Genomic DNA, 18,947 nt, shown 5'->3' with positions numbered 1-18,947 from the left:
ATGCAGAAGCAAGCGCAAACGACTTTTGGCTGAAATGCCTCACCATACCGAACCACTATCGTCACTGAACCCGTGTTATGTGAAGCGATATCTGTTTAAGTGGTCAGTTCCCCTGCGAAGCTCACGCACCATCACTCATTTATTTCTGGCAGAAGGCCTCGATCTCAATTGCAAAGACCGGTCAAATCCAGCCCATAGTGGACACCAGTCTATGCTCAATCTTATGCTCCAACCTAAGCTCTTGAAAAACTATCAGTCGATAGGCCAATCTCAACTGTAAGGCTAATCCCGCGCGCCAACAACGGAACCCTGAATGCGGCTGATCAGAATATGTTTGATTTCGGTGGCGCTGATGGCAGTGGCCATAGTCGGGTTAAGGTGGACCTTTCCACTTCCTGAAGAAAATTTTTCTGAGCCAACGTTTAAACAATATGCAGATTGGGACGGGCCATTAGGCGCAACTATTAGAAATGCTCTTGAGCGTAACCCCAGGCTCGACGGTGTAAGGCCTTTGGGAAATGGACGCGCGGCTTTTGCGGCCCGGGCGATCCTCGCGAGAGAAGCGACATCCTCAATCGATGCTCAGTACTACATCTGGCAAGATGACGTTACCGGCCTGATGCTTCTGGAAGAGCTTAGGGCAGCAGCAGAGCGAGGCGTGCGCGTCAGATTGCTGGTCGACGATAACGGTATCTCCGGGTTGGATGATTTGCTTGCCGAACTGGACACCCTGCCACATGCAAATGTACGCATTTTCAATCCTTTCACTTTGAGGAACCCAAAACTCCTGTCCTATGCATTTGACTTTGGTCGCCTGAACCGGCGGATGCACAACAAGTCAATGACTGTAGACGGGGTCGCCACGATAGTTGGGGGACGTAACATTGGTGACATCTATTTCGACTACGGGGCGGGAACGCACTACCTGGATGTAGACGCGATAGCTATCGGCCCGATTGTGGATGAGGTGTCGCAATCCTTCGACGCATACTGGAATAGTGCCTCCGCTTACGACGCTGGGCTCTTTTTGGAACCTCCGTCGGAAAAAAGTCTGAAAGCAAAGGCAGACGCCGCGCGCCAGACTGCGTTTGGCGCAGGCTATCAAAGGGCAATTCAGGATAACGAACTGGCCGACCGGATAGCAGAACATGATCTGAAGTTCGAGTGGAGCGAAGTCACTCTTTTTGTCGACGACCCGTCAAAAGGTTTGGGCGAAGTAGAAAGTGAAGACCTGATTGTCGAACAACTTATCGAGTTCGCCAAAACCTCTCAAATCTCATTGGACTTGGTCTCTGCGTATTTCATTCCGGGGGAAAGAGGCGCGGAGGTTCTGGAAGGGTTGGCAAAGTCCGGAGTGAAGGTCCGCGTCTTAACCAACTCACTGGATGCCACGGATGTGATGCCCGTGCACGCGGCCTATATGCGATACAGGGAAGACTTGCTCAACAGTGGTATAGAGTTGCTTGAGCTTCGAACTTTGCGGCGTGAGCATCGCGAGCGCAGCCTGCCCGAGATGCTGGCTGGATCGGCTTCTGGTCTACACGCAAAAGTCTTTGGATCGGATGGAGAACGGATATTTATAGGTTCTTACAACCTCGACCCGAGGTCCGCGCGACTAAATACAGAAATGGGCCTTATGATCGAAAGCCCAACGATTGCTGCGTCGCTTGCGGAGCAATTGAACCGGCCTGAGTTTTCTTACCGCGTCGAACTTAACGACAGCGGCGAGATGATCTGGCTGCAAGAAGAGCAGGATGGGACAGTCACCATTCACACAGCAGACCCGGAAACCACCGGTTTACAGCGTGCCCTGACGGCCGTTGTCAGGTGGCTGCCGGTCGAATGGATGCTCTAGTCATCAAACGACCGACAATCTGTTGACCCGCAGCCAGAGACACCAGTACGTGATCTGACCTACAGTGAAGTCACAATGGCCCTGGCGTAAGCTTCCATGTCGACACTGGCACCTCCGGTTGCGTACCAAACCACGACGGCGTCTTTTCCTGGCGAGACATAGATGCCTTGGCCATTCATCCCACTTTTGTAGAAATCGCCATCGGCAAAAACGGCATCCCATTGGTACGCGTTTGCCATTGGTTGCTCGCGGAATGCGTCAGAAAGGTGCGGGCCAAGCGTTCCCTTCATGTAGTTTTCAGCGACACCCGCTGTTTGGATCATTTCGATCATCTTTTCAGAAACAATGCGGCCTGAAGCTGTCTTGTCCCAGCTCGGCGTGTAGAGCAGACCTATCTTTGCCATGTCGATCAATCGGCTGCTGATCAGACCGTGTATGATGCCGTTTCCTTGAGGTGACAGCGCAAGAGTGGCGTCGCCAGTCATTCCCGCTTTGCTCCAGACCCGCTCCGTGATCGCTTCACCAAGCCGCTGGTTCGTAACGGATTCAATAACAAGACCAAGCATTTGTGTGTTTGCAGAAGAGTATTCGAAGGCCTCAGCCGGTTCCCGTAGCTTGGGTATAGCAAAAAGGGCTTCGTTATGCGTTTGCAGGACGCCAGCTTCGTTCGGAACACCAACCTCAGCCCTGACAAAACGCCCATATGGCGTATCGCCTTTGCGCGACAGGGGGTTTTCTTCCAGATCCAAACCAGACTGCATGTTCAGGACGTCGATGACTTTTATGCTCTCCCAAGCTGTTCCCTTGGTGCCCTCGACATAGTCTCCAACCGTTTTCTGGACGTCGATCTTACCCTCATCTTCCAATTGACCGATCAGCAAGCTCGATAAGATCTTTGCATTGGACATCCAGACGTGGTTGTCCGTCCGACGCATTCCTGGGTAGGCCTCGTAAGCGATTTCGCCGTTGTGAAGAACCATAACGCCCTGCACCGTGGAATCATCAGCATTAATCATCTCGTCGAGCGAGACGGCATTGCCATCGGCGCCTTGGACGCTCGTCGCGCCTATGGCATCGTTAAGGTTTGTCGCAAGCATCGCGACGGCCCCGTCGCGGCGAATAACCGAACTCGGTAGGAACTCGGCGAGGTTCATGTATGAAAACGCCCCGGCTTCGGTGATGTCGAGAAACTTCTGCAAATTCCATTCAGAACTCAGGTCGTAGGCTTGCTCGGCCGTGTAACCATTCCGTAGGTCACGGATGGAAAAGTCTTCTCGCGGCGTAGCGTATGGGTCGTCTTCAGCATGTGCAGGAGATGTTCCAAGGCTTTGCATAATCAAACCTCCAATAAGCGCAAAAACTGGAAAATTGGACTTTGAAAGTAATGAAGTGTTTGGCATGGCAGTATCGCTCCAAATGAATTGCAACTGAAGTATGGCCGCGGCCAGCGTGTTGAAATCGGGTTTTCAAAGAACTGAACAACGTAGTTTTGCTCGGCAAAGCATAGTCCGTTTTATCGGGAATTCGAGAATTGCTGCCGCTCTCACTTACCTGGTGAAATATCCACTTTGTTCGCATTGCAGTCATTCTGTGAATTTCGGCGAATGTCTGCCACGAAACCACAGCGGGCCGCGAAAGTGGCTTTCAAATTTATGTCGCTCAGTCGGTGTTTTGAGACTGACGGCTTAGGTTGACACATCGCAGACCAACCTGCTCTGATCGAAGCAATTTATTAATGTCCGCAATCCTATTCGGAGGCATCAATGAGTTTCTCTAAGTCTCTAACCATACTCGCTTTCGCACTCATGCCGCTTCACGGCGCTGCGCAGTCTCCTTCTTTGCAAGACGCCTTCGACCGTTTTCCTGAGTTTCCCGGCACAACTGTCTACGTCGGTGGAGAAGTTCTTACCATGAATCCGGACGCCCCGTTGGCTGAGGCCGTGGCAGTTAGAAACGGTCGAATTGTCGACGTCGGAACCCTAGAGGGTATCGAGGGTCGGCTGCCCGAAGGTAGCTATGCAATTGACCGCAGTTTTGAAGACAAGGTCATTGTGCCTGGGTTCATTGAACAGCATTTACACCCGCTTCTGGGCGCGCTTGCGATGATGTCGGATGCCATCATTTCCATCGAGGACTGGCAATCGCCGGCCGGATTTGCGCCTCTTGCCAATAGCGAGGAGGAGTTTCGCGCACGCCTGTCCGAGGTCATCAACACATATGATCCAAGCAGCGGGCGGCCGTTGATGGTCTGGGGGTATCACGCGTCATGGCACGGGGGCATGAGCCGTACGATTTTGGACGAACTGGCCCCCGACATTCCGCTGGCTGTATGGCAGCGCTCTACCCACGAGATGTACTTCAACTCCGTGGCCCTCGAACAACTGGAAATCACCGAAGAATACATTGCCAGCTGGTCAAGCGAACTGGCCCGGTCTCAAGCCAATCTTGAAAAAGGCCTCTTCCTTGAAGCTGCATTCTGGGAGCATGTGTTCTTTGAGAAGTTTGCTCCGGTCTATGCGTCTATCGACAGGGTCATGGAGGCGCTGGAGTTCACAGAGGACTATTATCACCGCAGCGGGATCACGACCCTTGCAGAGCCAGCTGGCCCTGTGGATCAGAACGCCCAAGCGCTCGTAGCAAAAGCGTTCGGGCCAGACGACACACCTTTCAATTTTTACTTTATTCCGGACGGTCGGACGCTTGGCGGTTTGTTTCTGAACACCGAGGGCCCCGAAAAAGTACTAACCGAAACCGAAGCCATGCTGGCGTGGAGCGAAGGCCGAACCCAATTCCTACCTAAGCAGGTCAAGCTGCTGTTGGATGGAGCGATCTTCAGTGAATTGATGATCATGCGCGATGGCTACCTGGACGGGCATGAAGGTGAATGGATTATGACGCCCGATTTCTTCAAGCAGGTGTTCGACCTTTATTGGGACGCAGGCTTTCAGGTCCATGTTCACAATCTGGGAGACGGCGGTCTGGACATTCTTCTGGATGCCCTCGAAGCTGCCATGCAGCGCAATCCGAGATATGACCATCGCACCGTCGTTGTACACTTTGGCTACGCTCAACCTGATCAGATCGCACGCATTAAACGTCTTGGCGCGATTGTCAGCGGCAATTCCGTTTATACGCCGACGCTCGCAGATCGCTATGCCGAAGGCAGCGTCGGTAGCGAGCGCACAGAGCGCATGGTGCCTTTAGGAGACGCCATTCGAGCAGGCATCCCCTTTTCGATGCACTCGGACATGCCGATGGCTCCTGCGGAACCGTTGAAATACATGTGGGCTGCTGTCAATCGAATTTCCGCGAGCGGTCGCGTCGTTGGTCCGGACCAACGCATCAGTGCAGAAGACGCTTTGGAAGGTATCACCATCGGCGCAGCCTATTCCCTGCAATTGGAGGATGAGATCGGTTCCATCGAGCCTGGCAAACTGGCCAACTTCACAATCCTCGAGGAAAATCCGCTAACTGTGGATCCTTTGACGCTGGCCGATATCAAAGTGTGGGGCACTGTGCTTGAAGGCCGTCTTCAGCCCGCTCCTCCCGCAGCGGGTGAAGACAGTGACGAAGCTGATGCAAGCCAGCTCATCAATAATCCCGAACGTGTACTGATGGCGTCACTACGCCACGCACGCAGTAAAGCCCACTACCACGATCACTCGCAAACGACGCAGTCTAATGTCTATGATCCACTCGGAATTTCGGCCTATGGTTCGCGTTGATTGTCGCTAGAACAAGTCGGATGATTGCCCCATCTCGCTTCGAAAGGCGCAGTGCTTATCCTGGCATTTTGCGCAGACGCAGAACCGTGACACCCGCTGCGTTGTTGAGCGCCAGGTTGTTTCCGTTTGTCACGTAGCCTACTGCCGCCGACAAGGCATTGTTCGTGTCTGCCTCAAGCTTTTCCCGATCCTCAGGGCACGCCATCTTCGTTCCTGCGAAGTTGTCCGGCATGCTGAACTTACCATTGGCTGCGTCGAGTGTTCCTGTAAACCTGTTACACCCTCCGTACAGGCCAAACTGGCCGTCTTGATCAATTGTCAAGGAAGGAGGGTTCTCAGCAATGAGCATACGCCCTGCGATCTCGTAAACTTCCCAAGCCGTATCGTAGATCGATTCGTCAGCAATGTTGCCGCCCGTTCTCCTTGGCATCATCTCTAAAACGAGTTCAGCAGAATCTGGTGCGCCACGGGTCAGCACAGGTGTCGCGGTCGTTGAACGAAACATCACGTGATCGTTTGAAATGATCCTGGCAGCCACTGTGTAGGTATGGCGCTCATCGATGAGATCTGTGTCGTAGGCAATTTCAACCGTTCTGGGGACAGCAATGAGTTTGAACCTCTGGGAAGACAGCCGAACCGAAGGTGCATCTGCACGCGAAGTGTCAAGAAGTTCGACTTCCAAAACGGCGTCAGGCGGCAGCGCGATCCGTTCCCGGTAAGTTACAGTGGTCTTCACATGCATTGTCTCGGCGACTCCAGACGAAGCGATGGAGAGTAGGGCAGCTGAAAATACCGAAATCAGGACGGGTCTAAGCATTGAGAATTTACTCCCCAAATGTTCAGAAACCAACAGACTGCACTGATCCTAGAAACGCAAGGACAGTCTCTTGGATATATGCCCTCGTGCTCGCTCCGTGCGCATTTTACTAATCCCCAGACGGGATCTCGAATGGCACGCCACTACAACCATTGGATGACTCGCCAAGTGACACCCAACCAAAAAGGTCTCTGAACAGGTGCAAAACAAAGCGATCTTTTGATGAATAAGTCCCTTAAGGGCCGCAAATGACGACTTGCTGATTACTAAGAATATGAGACTGAACTCGAGCTTCAGAAAACTATCTGCAGCTCTAGATCCAACTTCATTCAAAAAATTGACTTAGGGCGCCATCTGATGCCGAGGGTTCATCGCTCTTCTGGTCCAACTACAACGGTTGGGTCAGGTTCGTGTGAAGTTGAGCAACTATGCGGGGCGACACATAGATTTCCCTTTCGGTGACCGCTAGGTCGTTAATTTTGCACTGACTGAGGTATCTCGGTCGCAACAACTTTCCCATTGACGACACAAAGACTTTCCATCGCGTAGTCAGCGCGCATAGGCCCATCTTCCCTCCCAAGCCTAAGAAGAGGTCAAAAAGACTCGCAAGCTACGATGTAGGCTAATTTATTAGGTTCGGTCAGTAACATGCTTCAACTGGAGCATTGTTTTTCGCGGGAGTTGCCTGCACTACGCTGGGCGAGCAAGAAAACGGCTGGTGAAAGAGTAGGCACAAATCATTTGAGAGAACGCGGGACAAATCGCCTGGGACTGCCACTTTGGTTGGGGAAGTAGTGTTCAATTTAACACTTGCCCTGTTTGGCCCACGCTCAGCTTGCCGCGTTTAGCCACCTCAACATAGACACCCATGTCCATATGACCCATCAACTTCCGAATTAGATAGGGTATCTTCAAGTCCCGCTCGGTCGTATCCGGGTTCACCTCGGTGGCTGCACACCTTTTCGTACGTGAGAGTATCTTTAACTCGACATCGCCGAATCTAAGAACTGATCCAACTGCGTCCAGCTCAGAAAACGGGGGTAAGCCTTCTATCTCAATATTCGCCCGGAAGCGTGCTGGGTGGATTTCCGCGTTCAGTTGTTCACCCAATTTCTCCACAGACGCCAGATTTAAAACGGATATCGCATTCATCATTTTAGATGAGACGACAGACACATCTGTAAACCGATGAGGAGCAGACGAAACGAAATTTGGCGGTTCGGGATCTTTTAAATCGATCTCTGAAGACAGGAAACTTGCCGCATTCATCCGATCTTCTGGTGCTTGCATATTAAAGCTGTGTGTTTTGCCGCTTGCTTTGATCTTTAGAGTTTGGGTCTCAGTATCAAAATTCGTCTTAACACCTGCCAGTGCAGCCTCATTCAACAGAACAACAAAGCGATCTTTCGGCAGTGGCTGAGGGTTCTGCGCATCGAAACCGGAGTTGTAGCGCGCGAATCCGAACAAGCGATCACCAGGAATCCCCTCTCCTGCTCGCAGCTTTACGGTTTGCATGGGCTCGGCACTCAAACCTTTAATTGGGTACCGGTTCAATCTGACGATAGAGAGCATGTTCATACGTCTGCACCTGACCAAACGAGTTTACACGATCCTGCGTGGTCCGTGCTGTTTGACGCTATCTCCAATTCTCCAAGGTATCGACCAAATAATCTGTGAGTGCCTCAAAAGCGTGTTCGCTTAACCTGCTGGACACATCATTGCCGCGATTGCGGTCTGTACCATTTTTGGTCAACAGGGCCTCAAAAATCCTAACTGTCAAAAATACATGCGCATCAACGCAAATGAGTAAATTAAATAAAATCAATAACTAAAAAGCGATGTCGACAACCTTCTTTGACTATTTGAGGTACGAACCTCAAAAAATTCTGGACTTGAGGTGCGTACCTCAAATAGCCTTGGAAGTATGCCGCGATTCGCACATCCTCGATTGACGGCGCAAAAAGGGAGGAATGGATGACTTACACAAAACTGGCCTCGGCCAGCGCAATAGTCCTTGCCGCTACTACTCTTTCTACCAAGGCAAATGCTGAAGATCTAACGCTTTGTTGGGCTGCATGGGACCCGGCCAACGCGCTTGTTGAGCTATCGAAAGAATTCGAAGCAGAATCCGGCCATACGATGAACTTCGAGTTTGTTCCCTGGCCGAATTTCGCGGACCGGATGCTGAACGAGCTGAACTCGGGGGGTAAGCTTTGCGACCTGCTGATTGGTGACAGCCAATGGATCGGTGGTGGCGCTGAGAATGGTCACTATGTCCAGCTGAACGAGTTCTTCGATGCTGAAGGCATCAGCATGGACGATTTCGCGCCGGCCACTGTCTACGCGTACTCGACATGGCCTAAGGGCACACCAAACTACTACGCGCTGCCTGCGATGGGCGATGCAAACGGCTGGTTCTATCGCAAGGACTGGTTTGAAAACCCCGACATTCAAGCCGCATACAAAGAGGCGACGGGTCAGGACCTGCGTGAGCCTCAGTCTCAGAAAGAGTTGTTGCAGATCGCACAGTTCTTCCAGGGTCGTGAGATCGATGGCAAGACCGTCTATGGGGCAGCAATCTTTACCGAGCGCGGCTCGGAAGGGATCACCATGGGTGTGACCGGAGCGCTGTATCCTTGGGGCTTCAAATACGAAAACACCCCGGGCTCATATGACATGGAAGGCGCGGTAAACTCACCCGAAGCGGTTGAAGCTCTGGAATTCTACAAGGAGTTCTACGAAACGGCGACGCCTCCGGGATATACCAACTCTTACATGGGTGAGAGCTTGGACGCCTTTAAGTCCGGTCAGGTCGCCATGGCTATGAACTGGTTTGCGTTCTTCCCAGGTCTCTACGCCGACCCAAATACGGGTGGTGACAAGATCGACTTCTTCGTAAACCCACCTCAAAATCAGGCAGGTTCGACGCTGGGCGGACAAGGTATCTCTGTTGTCAGCTACTCCGACAAGCAGGACGCTGCACTTGAGTACATCAAGTGGTTCGCGCAGCCAGAAGTGCAGGCCAAATGGTGGGAGCTAGGCGGCTACTCGGCGCACAACTCGGTGCTGGAAGATCCCGGTTTCGTGGACAGTCAACCGTTTGCCGGAGACTTCCTGGAAGCAATGGGCGGTGTGCAGGATTTCTGGCAAGAGCCTGCTTACGCGGAACTTCTGCTGGCAATGCAGAAACGCATCCACGACTACGTGGTTGCTGACCAAGGTACAGCTCAGGAAGCGTTGGATCTTCTGATCGAAGATTGGACGGAAGTCTTCGAAGACGAAGGCAAGCTGTAATCCGGACACAGGCCGGAGCGGGTGCAATCCCGCTCCACCTTCACCCGTGAGTCCTAAACCAACAAGAACTGGCAAAGAGATGTCTGACAGGACCGTAGATCGCGTTGCGCAGGCAACGCCCGAGCGAGTTGCGCGAAAAATCCGAGGATTATCCGACCGCGCGATCGCCTGGATATTCATCTCCCCAACGATTTTTCTATTGCTGGCGATCAACATCTTTCCGTTGATTTGGACCATCCAACTGAGCTTTACCAACTACAAGGCCAATCGGATCGGGCGTGAAGTCAAAGATGTCGGGCTCAGGAATTACGAGCGTATCCTGACGGACTCGGACACCTGGCTGAACATGCAGGCAACGGCGCACTTCCTATTCTGGACGATCTTTTTCCAGGTTCTGATCGGGTTTGCTCTGGCGTGGCTGATCAACAAGAAATTCAAGGGCAACGATCTTTGGACCACGATTATCGTGCTGCCGATGATGCTGTCTCCGGCGGTTGTCGGTAACTTCTGGAAGTTCCTGTATCAACCTCAGATCGGCCTGTTCAATTACATCGTGTCCTGGTTTACCGGCAAGGACCCATCGAGCTTTGAAATGCTGGGGTCCGTAACGTTGGCACCATGGGCGATCGTGATTGTCGACACCTGGATGTGGACCCCCTTCGTGATGCTGATCTGCCTGGCCGGTCTGCGCAGCATTCCCGACTATATATACGAGGCGGCTGAGATCGACAGGGCCAGCAAGCTGCGGCAGTTCTTTACGATCACCATCCCGATGGTGCTGCCGTTCCTAATGCTCGCTGTGTTGTTTCGAGGGATCGAGAACTTCAAGATGTTCGACCTGGTGGTTCAACTGACCGGCGGTGGACCGGGGTCGGTTACGGAACTCACTTCGATCAACCTGAAACGCGAAGCCTTTGAAAAATGGCGTACGGGCTATGCCTCGGCCTATGCGATCATCCTTTTCGTCACCGTGTTCGGCCTTGCGTCGATCTACGTCAAAGCCCTGAACAAGGTGAAACAGAGATGAGCAGTTTTTCCGTCACTGAACCTTCGAACCGGTCCAAGTGGATCGCAGGCTTTCTGGTCATCACTTATGCGCTGATCACGATGATCCCGCTGGTCTGGATTTTGCTGACTGGCTTCAAATCCCCGGCCGACGCGATCAGCTACCCGCCCAAAGTGGTCTTTGACCCAACGCTTGAAGGCTACGTCAACCTTTTCACCACGCGCACACGGCAGACGCAGGAATTTCTGGAAGCGAACCCACCACAGAACTGGGCCGATGAGATCGTCCGCCAGTACGACATGGTGATTGTCGGCCCGTCCAAGTTCGGCGAGCGTTTTATGAATTCGGTTATCATCGGATTTGGCTCAACCTTCCTGAGTATCTTCCTTGGTACGCTGGCCGCCTATGCCTTCAGCAGGTTCAAGGTCCCGCTTAAGGATGACCTTCTATTCTTCATCCTGAGTACGAGGATGATGCCCCCGGTCGCGGTTGCTATCCCTATCTTCCTGATGTTCAGAAACCTCGGTTTAAGCGACACGCATCTCGGGATGATCCTGCTCTATACGGGCGTGAATATCTCCCTGGCGGTTTGGTTGCTGAAAGGGTTCATCGACGAAATCCCCAGAGAGTACGAAGAAGCCGCCCTCATAGATGGCTACACGAGGTTTCAGGCCTTCTACAAAGTGGTGCTGCCTCAAGCCGCGACCGGCATCGCGTCAACTGCGATCTTCTGCCTGATCTTCGCCTGGAATGAATACGCGTTTGCCGTGCTGCTGACATCCGCGAATGCGCAGACTGCACCTCCGTTCATTCCGACCATTATCGGTATTGGCGGCCTGGACTGGCCCGCTGTTGCCGCAGGTGCCACGATCTTCCTGATCCCCGTCATGATTTTCACCATCCTGATGCGCAAACATTTGCTGCGTGGGATCACATTCGGAGCCGTACGCAAATGAGCGAGTTTCTTACCGGATTACTACGGCTCCGCCGCGGCCCATGGGAGATGGTCGCAACCATCCTTATTGCACTGGGTGTCTTCATGCTGATGCAACCCTTTGTCCTTTGGGCCTTCACCTACTCTTTCATCGTCACGCTGATCGGAACCGTCATGTTCATCATCGTCAGCCATTTCCCGGAGTAGAAATGGCCCAGATCGTAGTCAAAAACGTAAAGAAGATGTTCGGCGATTTCACGGCTGTCCGCGAAAGTTCGTTCACGATTGAGGACGGCGAGTTCTTCATGCTGCTGGGCCCGTCCGGATGCGGAAAAACCACGACCCTGCGTATGATCGCAGGGTTGGAGCTTCCAACGTCGGGTGAGATTTATCTGGACGGCGAAGAGATCAGCCAGCGCCCGCCGTCAGAGCGGGACATTGCCTTCGTGTTCCAGATGTTCGCGCTGTACCCGCATATGAACGTGCGAAAGAATATCAGCTACCCCCTGATATCGCAGGGTATGCCCCGCGCCGCCGTAAAGGCCAAAGTCGAGGAAGTCGCAAGCATTCTGGGGATCAACGACATCCTCGATAGCCCGGTAGGTGGGTTGTCGGGCGGCGACAGGCAGCGCGTGGCGCTGGGCCGCGCGATTGTTCGCGAACCCAAGGCGTTCATGATGGACGAACCTCTTGGTGCCTTGGATGCCGAGTTTCGTGAGCATATGGCCGAAGAACTCCGCGCGCTTCATGATCGCATGGGCGCAACCACTGTTTATGTCACACACGATCAGTTGGAAGCCATGCAAATGGGCGACAAGATCGTTGTGATGAACAACGCTGTGATTGAGCAGTTCGGCACACCTCAGGAAATCTACGACAAACCAGCCACAATGTTCGTTGCGGACTTTATCGGGTCTCCTTCGATGAACTTCCTGCCGTTTCAAGGAAAGGTCGTGCCTGGCTCGGAAATGGTTCGACTGAATGGCCATGACGAAGCCGTGCCCAAACTGATGGAAGGGGCGGAAGGTGACTTGGTTTTCGGCGTACGCCCCGAGCATGTTTTTCTGTCAGACGACAGCGCTTACCGGGCCAAGGTCCTGGCGGCAGAATATCTGGGAACCACCCAGATCGTGACGCTGCAAAGCCCGAACGGAGAGCTGAAAGCCCGGATTGATGCCCGCGAGACCGTTAATCCCGGCGAGACAGTGGGATTGGAGTTCCGCTCCCCCGCGGTAACCCTATTTGAAAAGTCTACTGGGCGCGCGTTGAGGTCCGCTCTGAACGACGAGGTACTAAGCAATGGCTGAAGTCGTGTTGGAGAACATCTCGAAGTCATTCGGCAACGTCAAAGCGGTAGATGATATCTCAATGACGATCCCCAACGGGGCCTTTGTGGTGTTGTTGGGCCCGACAGGTGCGGGAAAAACAACGACTCTGAGATTGATTTCCGGGCTTGAGAAACTGGATTCAGGAACGGTGCGCATTGCCGGGCGTGACGTTGGAATAGATACACCTGCCCAGCGCGATGTAGCGATGGTCTTCCAGCAATACTCGCTGTACCCGCATATGACAGTGCGGGAAAACCTGTCTTTCCCTCTGCGGTCGCCGATCCTGAAGACGCCAGAGGATGAGATCGCAAGGAAGGTCAACGAAATCTCAGAAATCCTCCAGATCCCGCACAAGCTGGACAACAAAGCCACTGAACTGTCAGGCGGCGAAATGCAGCGTGTGTCGATCGGACGGGCGCTGGTGCGCGATCCGCAGATCTTCCTAATGGACGAACCGCTCAGCTCTTTGGACGCCAAGCTTCGGGCGGATCTGCGGGTCGAGTTGAAGAGGATTCAGGCCGATCTGGGGTCAACCGTGCTCTACGTGACCCACGATCAGGTCGAAGCCATGACAATGGCGACGCATATCGGCGTTTTGGAAAACGGCCGATTGGTTCAGTACGGAACACCCCGGGATATCTATGAAAACCCGGGCAGTGTTTACGTTGCCAGCCGGTTGGGTCTGCCGCGGATCAACATCCTACCGTCCGAGTTGTTCGGAGGCGATCACAAAGGCCCGCAGATCGGCCTGCGCCCGGAAAACATCATTGAAGGCGAAGGTAGCGAGGCGCGTGTGATACGCGCCGAGCATCTGGGAGATCAAACACGGCTGCACCTGGACCTGAATGGTCACCCGGTTGTGACCCTGATTGATGTCCATCAGGACTACCCATCTGGAAAGATTATAAAAATCCGCCCCCAAAACCCGTTGTATTTTGACGCGTCCGGCGCGCGCGTGAATTAAGGAGCAAAAGCATGGCCCAGTTCCTCAACACAAAAGAAACCCTGGTGACAGAGGCGATAGACGGCCTTCTGGCTTCCTCTGGCGGTCAGCTTACCCGGCTGGACGGCTATCCGCATATCAAGGTTGTCTACCGGTCGGATTGGGATAAGTCGAAGGTCGCCTTGGTGTCCGGAGGAGGATCTGGTCACGAACCCGCCCATGCCGGTTTCGTTGGCGCCGGTATGTTGACAGCCGCGGTCTGCGGCGAAGTGTTCGCCTCACCCTCGGTGGAGGCGGTTTTGGCCGGCATTCTTGCGGTCACGGGTGAGGCTGGATGCTTGCTAATTGTCAAGAATTACACCGGTGATCGGCTGAATTTTGGACTGGCGGCGGAACGCGCCCGCGCTTTGGGTCGCAAGGTCGAGATGGTTGTCGTCGACGATGACATCGCCTTGCCCGACCTTCCGCAACCACGTGGCGTGGCGGGTACGTTGTTCGTTCACAAAATCGCCGGAGCGCTTGCTGAAAGCGGTGCTGACCTAGACACCGTCACTGCCGCCGCAAGAAACACCATAGCGAAGGTTGTCAGCATCGGTATGAGCCTGGACACCTGTACCGTTCCGGGATCTCCGAAAGAAGACAGGATCGCGCCGGGGAAGGCAGAGCTTGGCTTGGGTATCCATGGTGAGCCCGGCGTACAGCAAGTCGAGTTCTCAAATGCTGTTTCGGCTATGTCCACAGTCGTGGAGAAGCTGAAGCAAAGGGTTGGGTCTGGGGATCGCGTGGCGTTGGTCAACAACCTGGGCTCGACAACTCCGCTAGAAATGGCTGTCCTCACGCATGCGTTGTCCGAAACTGGTATCGCCCACCATATCATTGGCCCGGCACCCATGATGACGTCGCTGGATATGCACGGGTTTTCGGTTTCCATTCTGCCCGTAGGCCAAGACGATTTGTCAGCGCTTGAAGCACCCGTTGATCTAGCCGCATGGCCCGGGGTCAATTCCATCGACCCGATCAAAGTAGCACCATTGCCTGATGGCCTGACCCCAATCGATCCAATTCCTTCGAACAATCCCGCAACAAAGGAAACGATCACCCGGTTGTCCGACCTCCTCATCAACGCCGAGAAAACACTGAACGAGCTGGACGCAAAATCCGGGGATGGTGATACAGGAAGCACATTGGCGACCGCCGCTCGGGCGTTACAGGGTAGCCTCGACCGGATGCCGCTGGCTGATCTGACACAGCTGTTTCCGGCGTTGGGCAACGAACTGAGCCAGACAATGGGTGGGTCGTCCGGTGTGATTCTTGCGATCTTTTTCAACGCAGCCGGGGATGCCTGTGCAAGCGGAGCCTCCGTGCCTAAATCCCTTGTCGAGGGCCTGAACCGTGTCAGCCAGGTCGGGGGTGCCAAGGTCGGTGACAGGACAATGATTGACGCCTTGGCACCGGCACTTGCCGCACTGCCATCTGGTCTTACGCATGCGGCCGAGGCTGCCCGCGAAGGCGCGAACAACACCGCAAATATTCGTCGTGCGAAGGCAGGCCGGGCAGCCTATGTTCCCGAAGAAAACCTAGTTGGACATAACGATCCCGGTGCTGAGGCTGTTGCTTTGTTATTTGAAGGCTTGGCGCGGGAGATTGAGGGCTGAAGAACACGTGGAAGACCAAAAACAAAAACTAGAATTGGTGAAAAAGCCAACCGTCAACGACCTCGCGCGCGTCGCGGGTGTCAGTCTCGCGACTGTAGACCGGGTCTTGAACAGACGCCCCGGCGTGCGTGCCGTAACCGTACAGAAAGTACAAAAGGCAATTGATGAGCTGGGCTATGTGCGCGATACGGCCGCGGCCAACCTTGCGCGAAACCGAGTTTACAACTTCCTCTTTGTTCTGCCGGACACGGACAACGAGTTTGTGGAGGCAATCAGCAGTCAGATCGCAGAACAATCCCGTGACCAATTTATCGAGCGGACCCGCATTGCGATAAAGAAGGTCGCTCCGTTCGAGCCGCAAGATATCGTCAACATTTTGGATGCTGTCGACAGTTTGGATGTTGATGGGGTTGCCGTTTTTGGGCCCGAAACGCCTTCTGTCCGCGATGCTGTCAAAAGGCTCAGGGACAAAGGCGTTCCGGTGGTTGCCTTGGTATCTGACTTGCCCAGTTCCGAGCGAGACCACTTTGTGGGAATCGATAACGTTTCGGCAGGACGAACCGCCGCTCAGCTGATGGGGCGGTTTGTCCATCGCGACGGCAAGGTCTTGGTTCTTACAGGCTCTCGTTTGGCGCGTGACCACCTCGAACGTCGCCAAGGCTTTGACATTGTCGTGGCCGAGGAATTTCCGCACCTCCAAGTCGTGGCGTCGGTTGAGGGCCGGGATGACCCGGATCTGATTTACAAGATGATGCCGGAGATCTTTGAAACCTATCCAGATCTGGTCGGAATATACTCGTCAGCGGCGGGCAATGCGGGCCTGATACAATTTCTTTCAGAGAACAGGTTCAGCAAGGATCTGGTGATCATAGCGCATGAGCTTACGCCGCTCAGTCGTGAGGCGCTTAGGCTTGGCACATTTGACGCCTTAATCTCGCAAGACACCGGGCATATTGTTCGTTCTGCCGTCCGTCTATTGCGCGCTACTAAGGACAAGGTTCCATTCAACAAAGCGCAGGAACGTATCCGTATCGACATCTATCTGAAGGATAATTTACCGCCGTAGAGGCTTAGGTTTTGGGGAGGAAATTTTATGAAGACGATCAAAGGTCCAGCTTTGTTTCTTGCGCAATTTGCGGGGGACGAAGCACCGTTCAATTCGTGGGACGCGATCACCAAATGGGCGGCTGATTGTGGATACAAAGGCGTTCAGGTCCCCAGTTGGGACGGCCGGTTGTTCGACCTTGAACAGGCCGCGTCCAGCACCGGCTATTGCGATGACTTCAAAGGCAAAGCTACGGAGAATGGCGTCGAAGTCACCGAACTTTCAACGCATCTTCAAGGCCAGCTTGTGGCCGTTCACCCGGCCTATGACAGTGCATTTGATGGTTTTGCTTCCGAAAGCGTTCGCGGGAACCCGAAAGCCCGGCAAGAATGGGCGGTAGACCAGGTCAAAAAGGCACTGTCAGCGTCAAAAAACCTGGGTATTTCCGCACATGCAACATTCTCTGGCGCGCTAGCATGGCCCTATGTCTATCCTTGGCCGCAACGCCCTGCCGGCTTGATTGAAACCGCGTTTGATGAGCTGGCGCGCCGGTGGGTGCCCATCTTGAATCACGCCGAAGACTGCGGTGTCGATGTTTGCTATGAAATCCACCCCGGAGAGGACCTCCACGATGGTGTGACCTACGAGATGTTTCTGGAACGGACGGGAAATCACCCACGGGCCTGCATGCTATACGACCCGTCACACTACGTGCTGCAATGTCTCGACTATCTGGACAATATCGACATCTACAAAGATCGGATCAGGATGTTCCATGTTAAAGATGCCGAGTTCAACCCGACCGGGCGGCAGGGTGTTTATTCCGGATATCAAAGCTGGGTTGATCGGGCCGGGCGGTTCCGGTCGCTTGGTGATGGCCAAGTGGATTTCGGGGCTGTATTTTCAAAAATGGCCGCGAATGACTTTGATGGTTGGGCTGTTGTCGAATGGGAATGCTGCCTCAAACACCCCGAGGATGGTGCGCGCGAGGGTGCTCAATTCGTGTCCGATCACATCATCCGTGTAACCGAGAAAGCCTTTGATGATTTCGCAGACGGTGGCGCTGACGAAGCCGCCAATCGTAGAATGCTGGGGATTGAGTGATGGTTACAGGACGCAGTGAAGAAACGTCAGGACGTATTCGCCTTGGCATGGTTGGCGGCGGAAACGACGCCTTCATCGGCGGCGTTCATCGCATCGCCGCGCGATTGGACGACAAGTTCGAGCTGGTTGCCGGTGCTTTGTCTTCGACGCCAGAGAAATCCATTGAAAGTGGTCGAGCACTGGGCCTCGCACGGGTCTATGAAGACTTCAAGCAAATGGCGATCCGCGAAGCCCGGCTGAAATCCGGGATCGAGGCGGTCTCAATCGTCACACCAAATCACGTCCACTATGCTGCCGCACGTGAGTTCCTGAAACGCGGTATTCATGTCATTTGTGATAAGCCACTCACTTCGACCCTTGCGGATGCAAAAAAGCTGGTGAAGGCGGCGGAAAGCGCGAATGCGCTGTTCATTCTGACCCACAATTACACGGGCTACCCGATGGTTCGGCAGGCGCGGGAAATCGTTGCCAATGGCGATATCGGCACGATCCGCGTGGTTCAGGTTGAATACCCGCAGGACTGGCTGACCGAGCAGCAGGATTTCAAACAGGCTGAGTGGCGAACCGATCCCGAACGTTCGGGCGCAGGTGGATCAACTGGTGACATCGGAACCCATGCCTACAACCTCGCTTGCTTTGTAACCGGGCTTAAGGCGGAAAGCCTAGCGGCGGACTTGCAGGCCTTTGTGCCGGGGCGCAAAGTCGATGACAACGCCCACGTCTTGCTTCGCTTCGAGGGCGGCGCGCGTGGAATGCTGTGGTCTTCTCAGGTGGCTCCCGGAAATGAAAACGCACTTCGGTTGCGGGTCTACGGCGAAAAAGGTGGGTTGGAGTGGGCCCAGGAAGATCCCAATTACCTTTGGTTCATGCCATACAACGAACCCAAGCGTCTGATCACTCGAAATGGAGCTGGAGCTGGTGATGCTGCCAATCGGTTGAGCAGAGTCCCTCCGGGCCATCCCGAGGGATATCTTGAAGGTTTCGCCAATATCTATGGAGAGGCTGCTGAGGCGATCCAAGCTTTCCGGAATGGGATTTCACCTGAAGCGTCCGTAGTCTATCCAACGGTTCATGACGGGCTCAATGGTGTTAAGTTTGTAGCCGCATGCGTGCAAAGCTCTTCAAGGAATGCGGCTTGGGTCAGCTTAACTTAAATCCTGGTTGTGGGCGTAGGGCATACATCTTGGTAGGCAGCATGGGTATCTACCAAAAACCGAAGCACGAGAAACCTATCGATGAAC

Annotated in this window: 15 protein-coding genes; 12 read left to right on the top strand and 3 right to left on the bottom strand. The window is 53.9% G+C overall.

Annotation, left to right across the window (positions count from 1 at the left end):
* Window positions 1-313 precede the first annotated feature (313 nt).
* Complete coding sequence (locus ACR0IP_RS11225; RefSeq protein WP_480525562.1) at window positions 314-1,855, top strand: phospholipase D-like domain-containing protein; 1,542 nt, start codon at window positions 314-316, stop codon at window positions 1,853-1,855.
* A 59-nt stretch (window positions 1,856-1,914) separates the two neighbouring features.
* Here the strand turns inward: ACR0IP_RS11225 and ACR0IP_RS11220 are convergent, their stop codons facing one another.
* The gene (locus ACR0IP_RS11220) at window positions 1,915-3,255 is read right to left on the bottom strand and encodes a serine hydrolase domain-containing protein (protein ID WP_480525560.1); all 1,341 of its coding nucleotides are present in this window, start codon (window positions 3,253-3,255) and stop codon (window positions 1,915-1,917) included.
* Window positions 3,256-3,618: 363 nt separating this feature from the next.
* Between ACR0IP_RS11220 and ACR0IP_RS11215 the strand changes: the two genes are divergently transcribed.
* Window positions 3,619-5,580, top strand: a complete 1,962-nt coding sequence (locus tag ACR0IP_RS11215; RefSeq protein WP_480525558.1) for an amidohydrolase — start codon at window positions 3,619-3,621, stop codon at window positions 5,578-5,580.
* A gap of 55 nt (window positions 5,581-5,635) precedes the next feature.
* Here the strand turns inward: ACR0IP_RS11215 and ACR0IP_RS11210 are convergent, their stop codons facing one another.
* Complete coding sequence (locus ACR0IP_RS11210; protein ID WP_480525557.1) at window positions 5,636-6,397, bottom strand: YbaY family lipoprotein; 762 nt, start codon at window positions 6,395-6,397, stop codon at window positions 5,636-5,638.
* 798 nt (window positions 6,398-7,195) lie between these two features.
* Entirely contained in the window at window positions 7,196-7,975 is a 780-nt protein-coding gene (locus tag ACR0IP_RS11205) for an MOSC domain-containing protein (RefSeq protein WP_480525555.1), read from the bottom strand.
* A 396-nt stretch (window positions 7,976-8,371) separates the two neighbouring features.
* Between ACR0IP_RS11205 and ACR0IP_RS11200 the strand changes: the two genes are divergently transcribed.
* The 10 genes from ACR0IP_RS11200 (at window position 8,372) to ACR0IP_RS11155 (ending at window position 18,860) form a co-directional block, all read left to right on the top strand.
* Window positions 8,372-9,691 carry an ABC transporter substrate-binding protein gene (locus tag ACR0IP_RS11200; RefSeq protein ID WP_170375848.1) on the top strand — a complete coding sequence of 440 codons (1,320 nt, stop codon included), beginning with the start codon at window positions 8,372-8,374 and terminating at the stop codon, window positions 9,689-9,691.
* A 79-nt stretch (window positions 9,692-9,770) separates the two neighbouring features.
* Window positions 9,771-10,718 carry a carbohydrate ABC transporter permease gene (locus ACR0IP_RS11195; protein WP_155150124.1) on the top strand — a complete coding sequence of 316 codons (948 nt, stop codon included), beginning with the start codon at window positions 9,771-9,773 and terminating at the stop codon, window positions 10,716-10,718.
* Window positions 10,715-11,653, top strand: coding sequence for a carbohydrate ABC transporter permease (locus tag ACR0IP_RS11190; protein WP_010442361.1), 939 nt, complete (start codon window positions 10,715-10,717; stop codon window positions 11,651-11,653). Before ACR0IP_RS11195 ends, ACR0IP_RS11190 begins: the two co-directional genes overlap by 4 nt.
* Window positions 11,650-11,838 (top strand): hypothetical protein, encoded by a 189-nt coding sequence (locus ACR0IP_RS11185; protein ID WP_155150119.1) that lies wholly within the window; start codon window positions 11,650-11,652, stop codon window positions 11,836-11,838. Before ACR0IP_RS11190 ends, ACR0IP_RS11185 begins: the two co-directional genes overlap by 4 nt.
* 2 nt (window positions 11,839-11,840) lie before the next feature.
* Complete coding sequence (locus ACR0IP_RS11180) at window positions 11,841-12,938, top strand: ABC transporter ATP-binding protein (RefSeq protein WP_480525552.1); 1,098 nt, start codon at window positions 11,841-11,843, stop codon at window positions 12,936-12,938.
* Window positions 12,931-13,923 carry an ABC transporter ATP-binding protein gene (locus tag ACR0IP_RS11175; protein WP_480525550.1) on the top strand — a complete coding sequence of 331 codons (993 nt, stop codon included), beginning with the start codon at window positions 12,931-12,933 and terminating at the stop codon, window positions 13,921-13,923. Before ACR0IP_RS11180 ends, ACR0IP_RS11175 begins: the two co-directional genes overlap by 8 nt.
* Window positions 13,924-13,934: 11 nt before the next feature.
* Window positions 13,935-15,557 (top strand): dihydroxyacetone kinase subunit DhaK, encoded by a 1,623-nt coding sequence (locus tag ACR0IP_RS11170; RefSeq protein WP_480525549.1) that lies wholly within the window; start codon window positions 13,935-13,937, stop codon window positions 15,555-15,557.
* Between the two features lie 7 nt (window positions 15,558-15,564).
* Window positions 15,565-16,623, top strand: a complete 1,059-nt coding sequence (locus tag ACR0IP_RS11165; protein ID WP_170552589.1) for a LacI family DNA-binding transcriptional regulator — start codon at window positions 15,565-15,567, stop codon at window positions 16,621-16,623.
* Window positions 16,624-16,650: 27 nt separating this feature from the next.
* On the top strand, window positions 16,651-17,706 hold the full coding sequence (locus ACR0IP_RS11160) for a sugar phosphate isomerase/epimerase family protein (RefSeq protein WP_480525546.1): 1,056 nt from the start codon (window positions 16,651-16,653) through the stop codon (window positions 17,704-17,706).
* Window positions 17,706-18,860 (top strand): Gfo/Idh/MocA family protein, encoded by a 1,155-nt coding sequence (locus ACR0IP_RS11155; protein WP_480525544.1) that lies wholly within the window; start codon window positions 17,706-17,708, stop codon window positions 18,858-18,860. The genes ACR0IP_RS11160 and ACR0IP_RS11155 overlap by 1 nt, the downstream gene beginning before the upstream one ends.
* The last annotated feature ends 87 nt before the right edge of the window (window positions 18,861-18,947 follow it).

The sequence above is a fragment of the Ruegeria sp. AL11 genome, from assembly GCF_056540865.1.
This window is presented reverse-complemented; position numbering and strand designations above follow the sequence as displayed.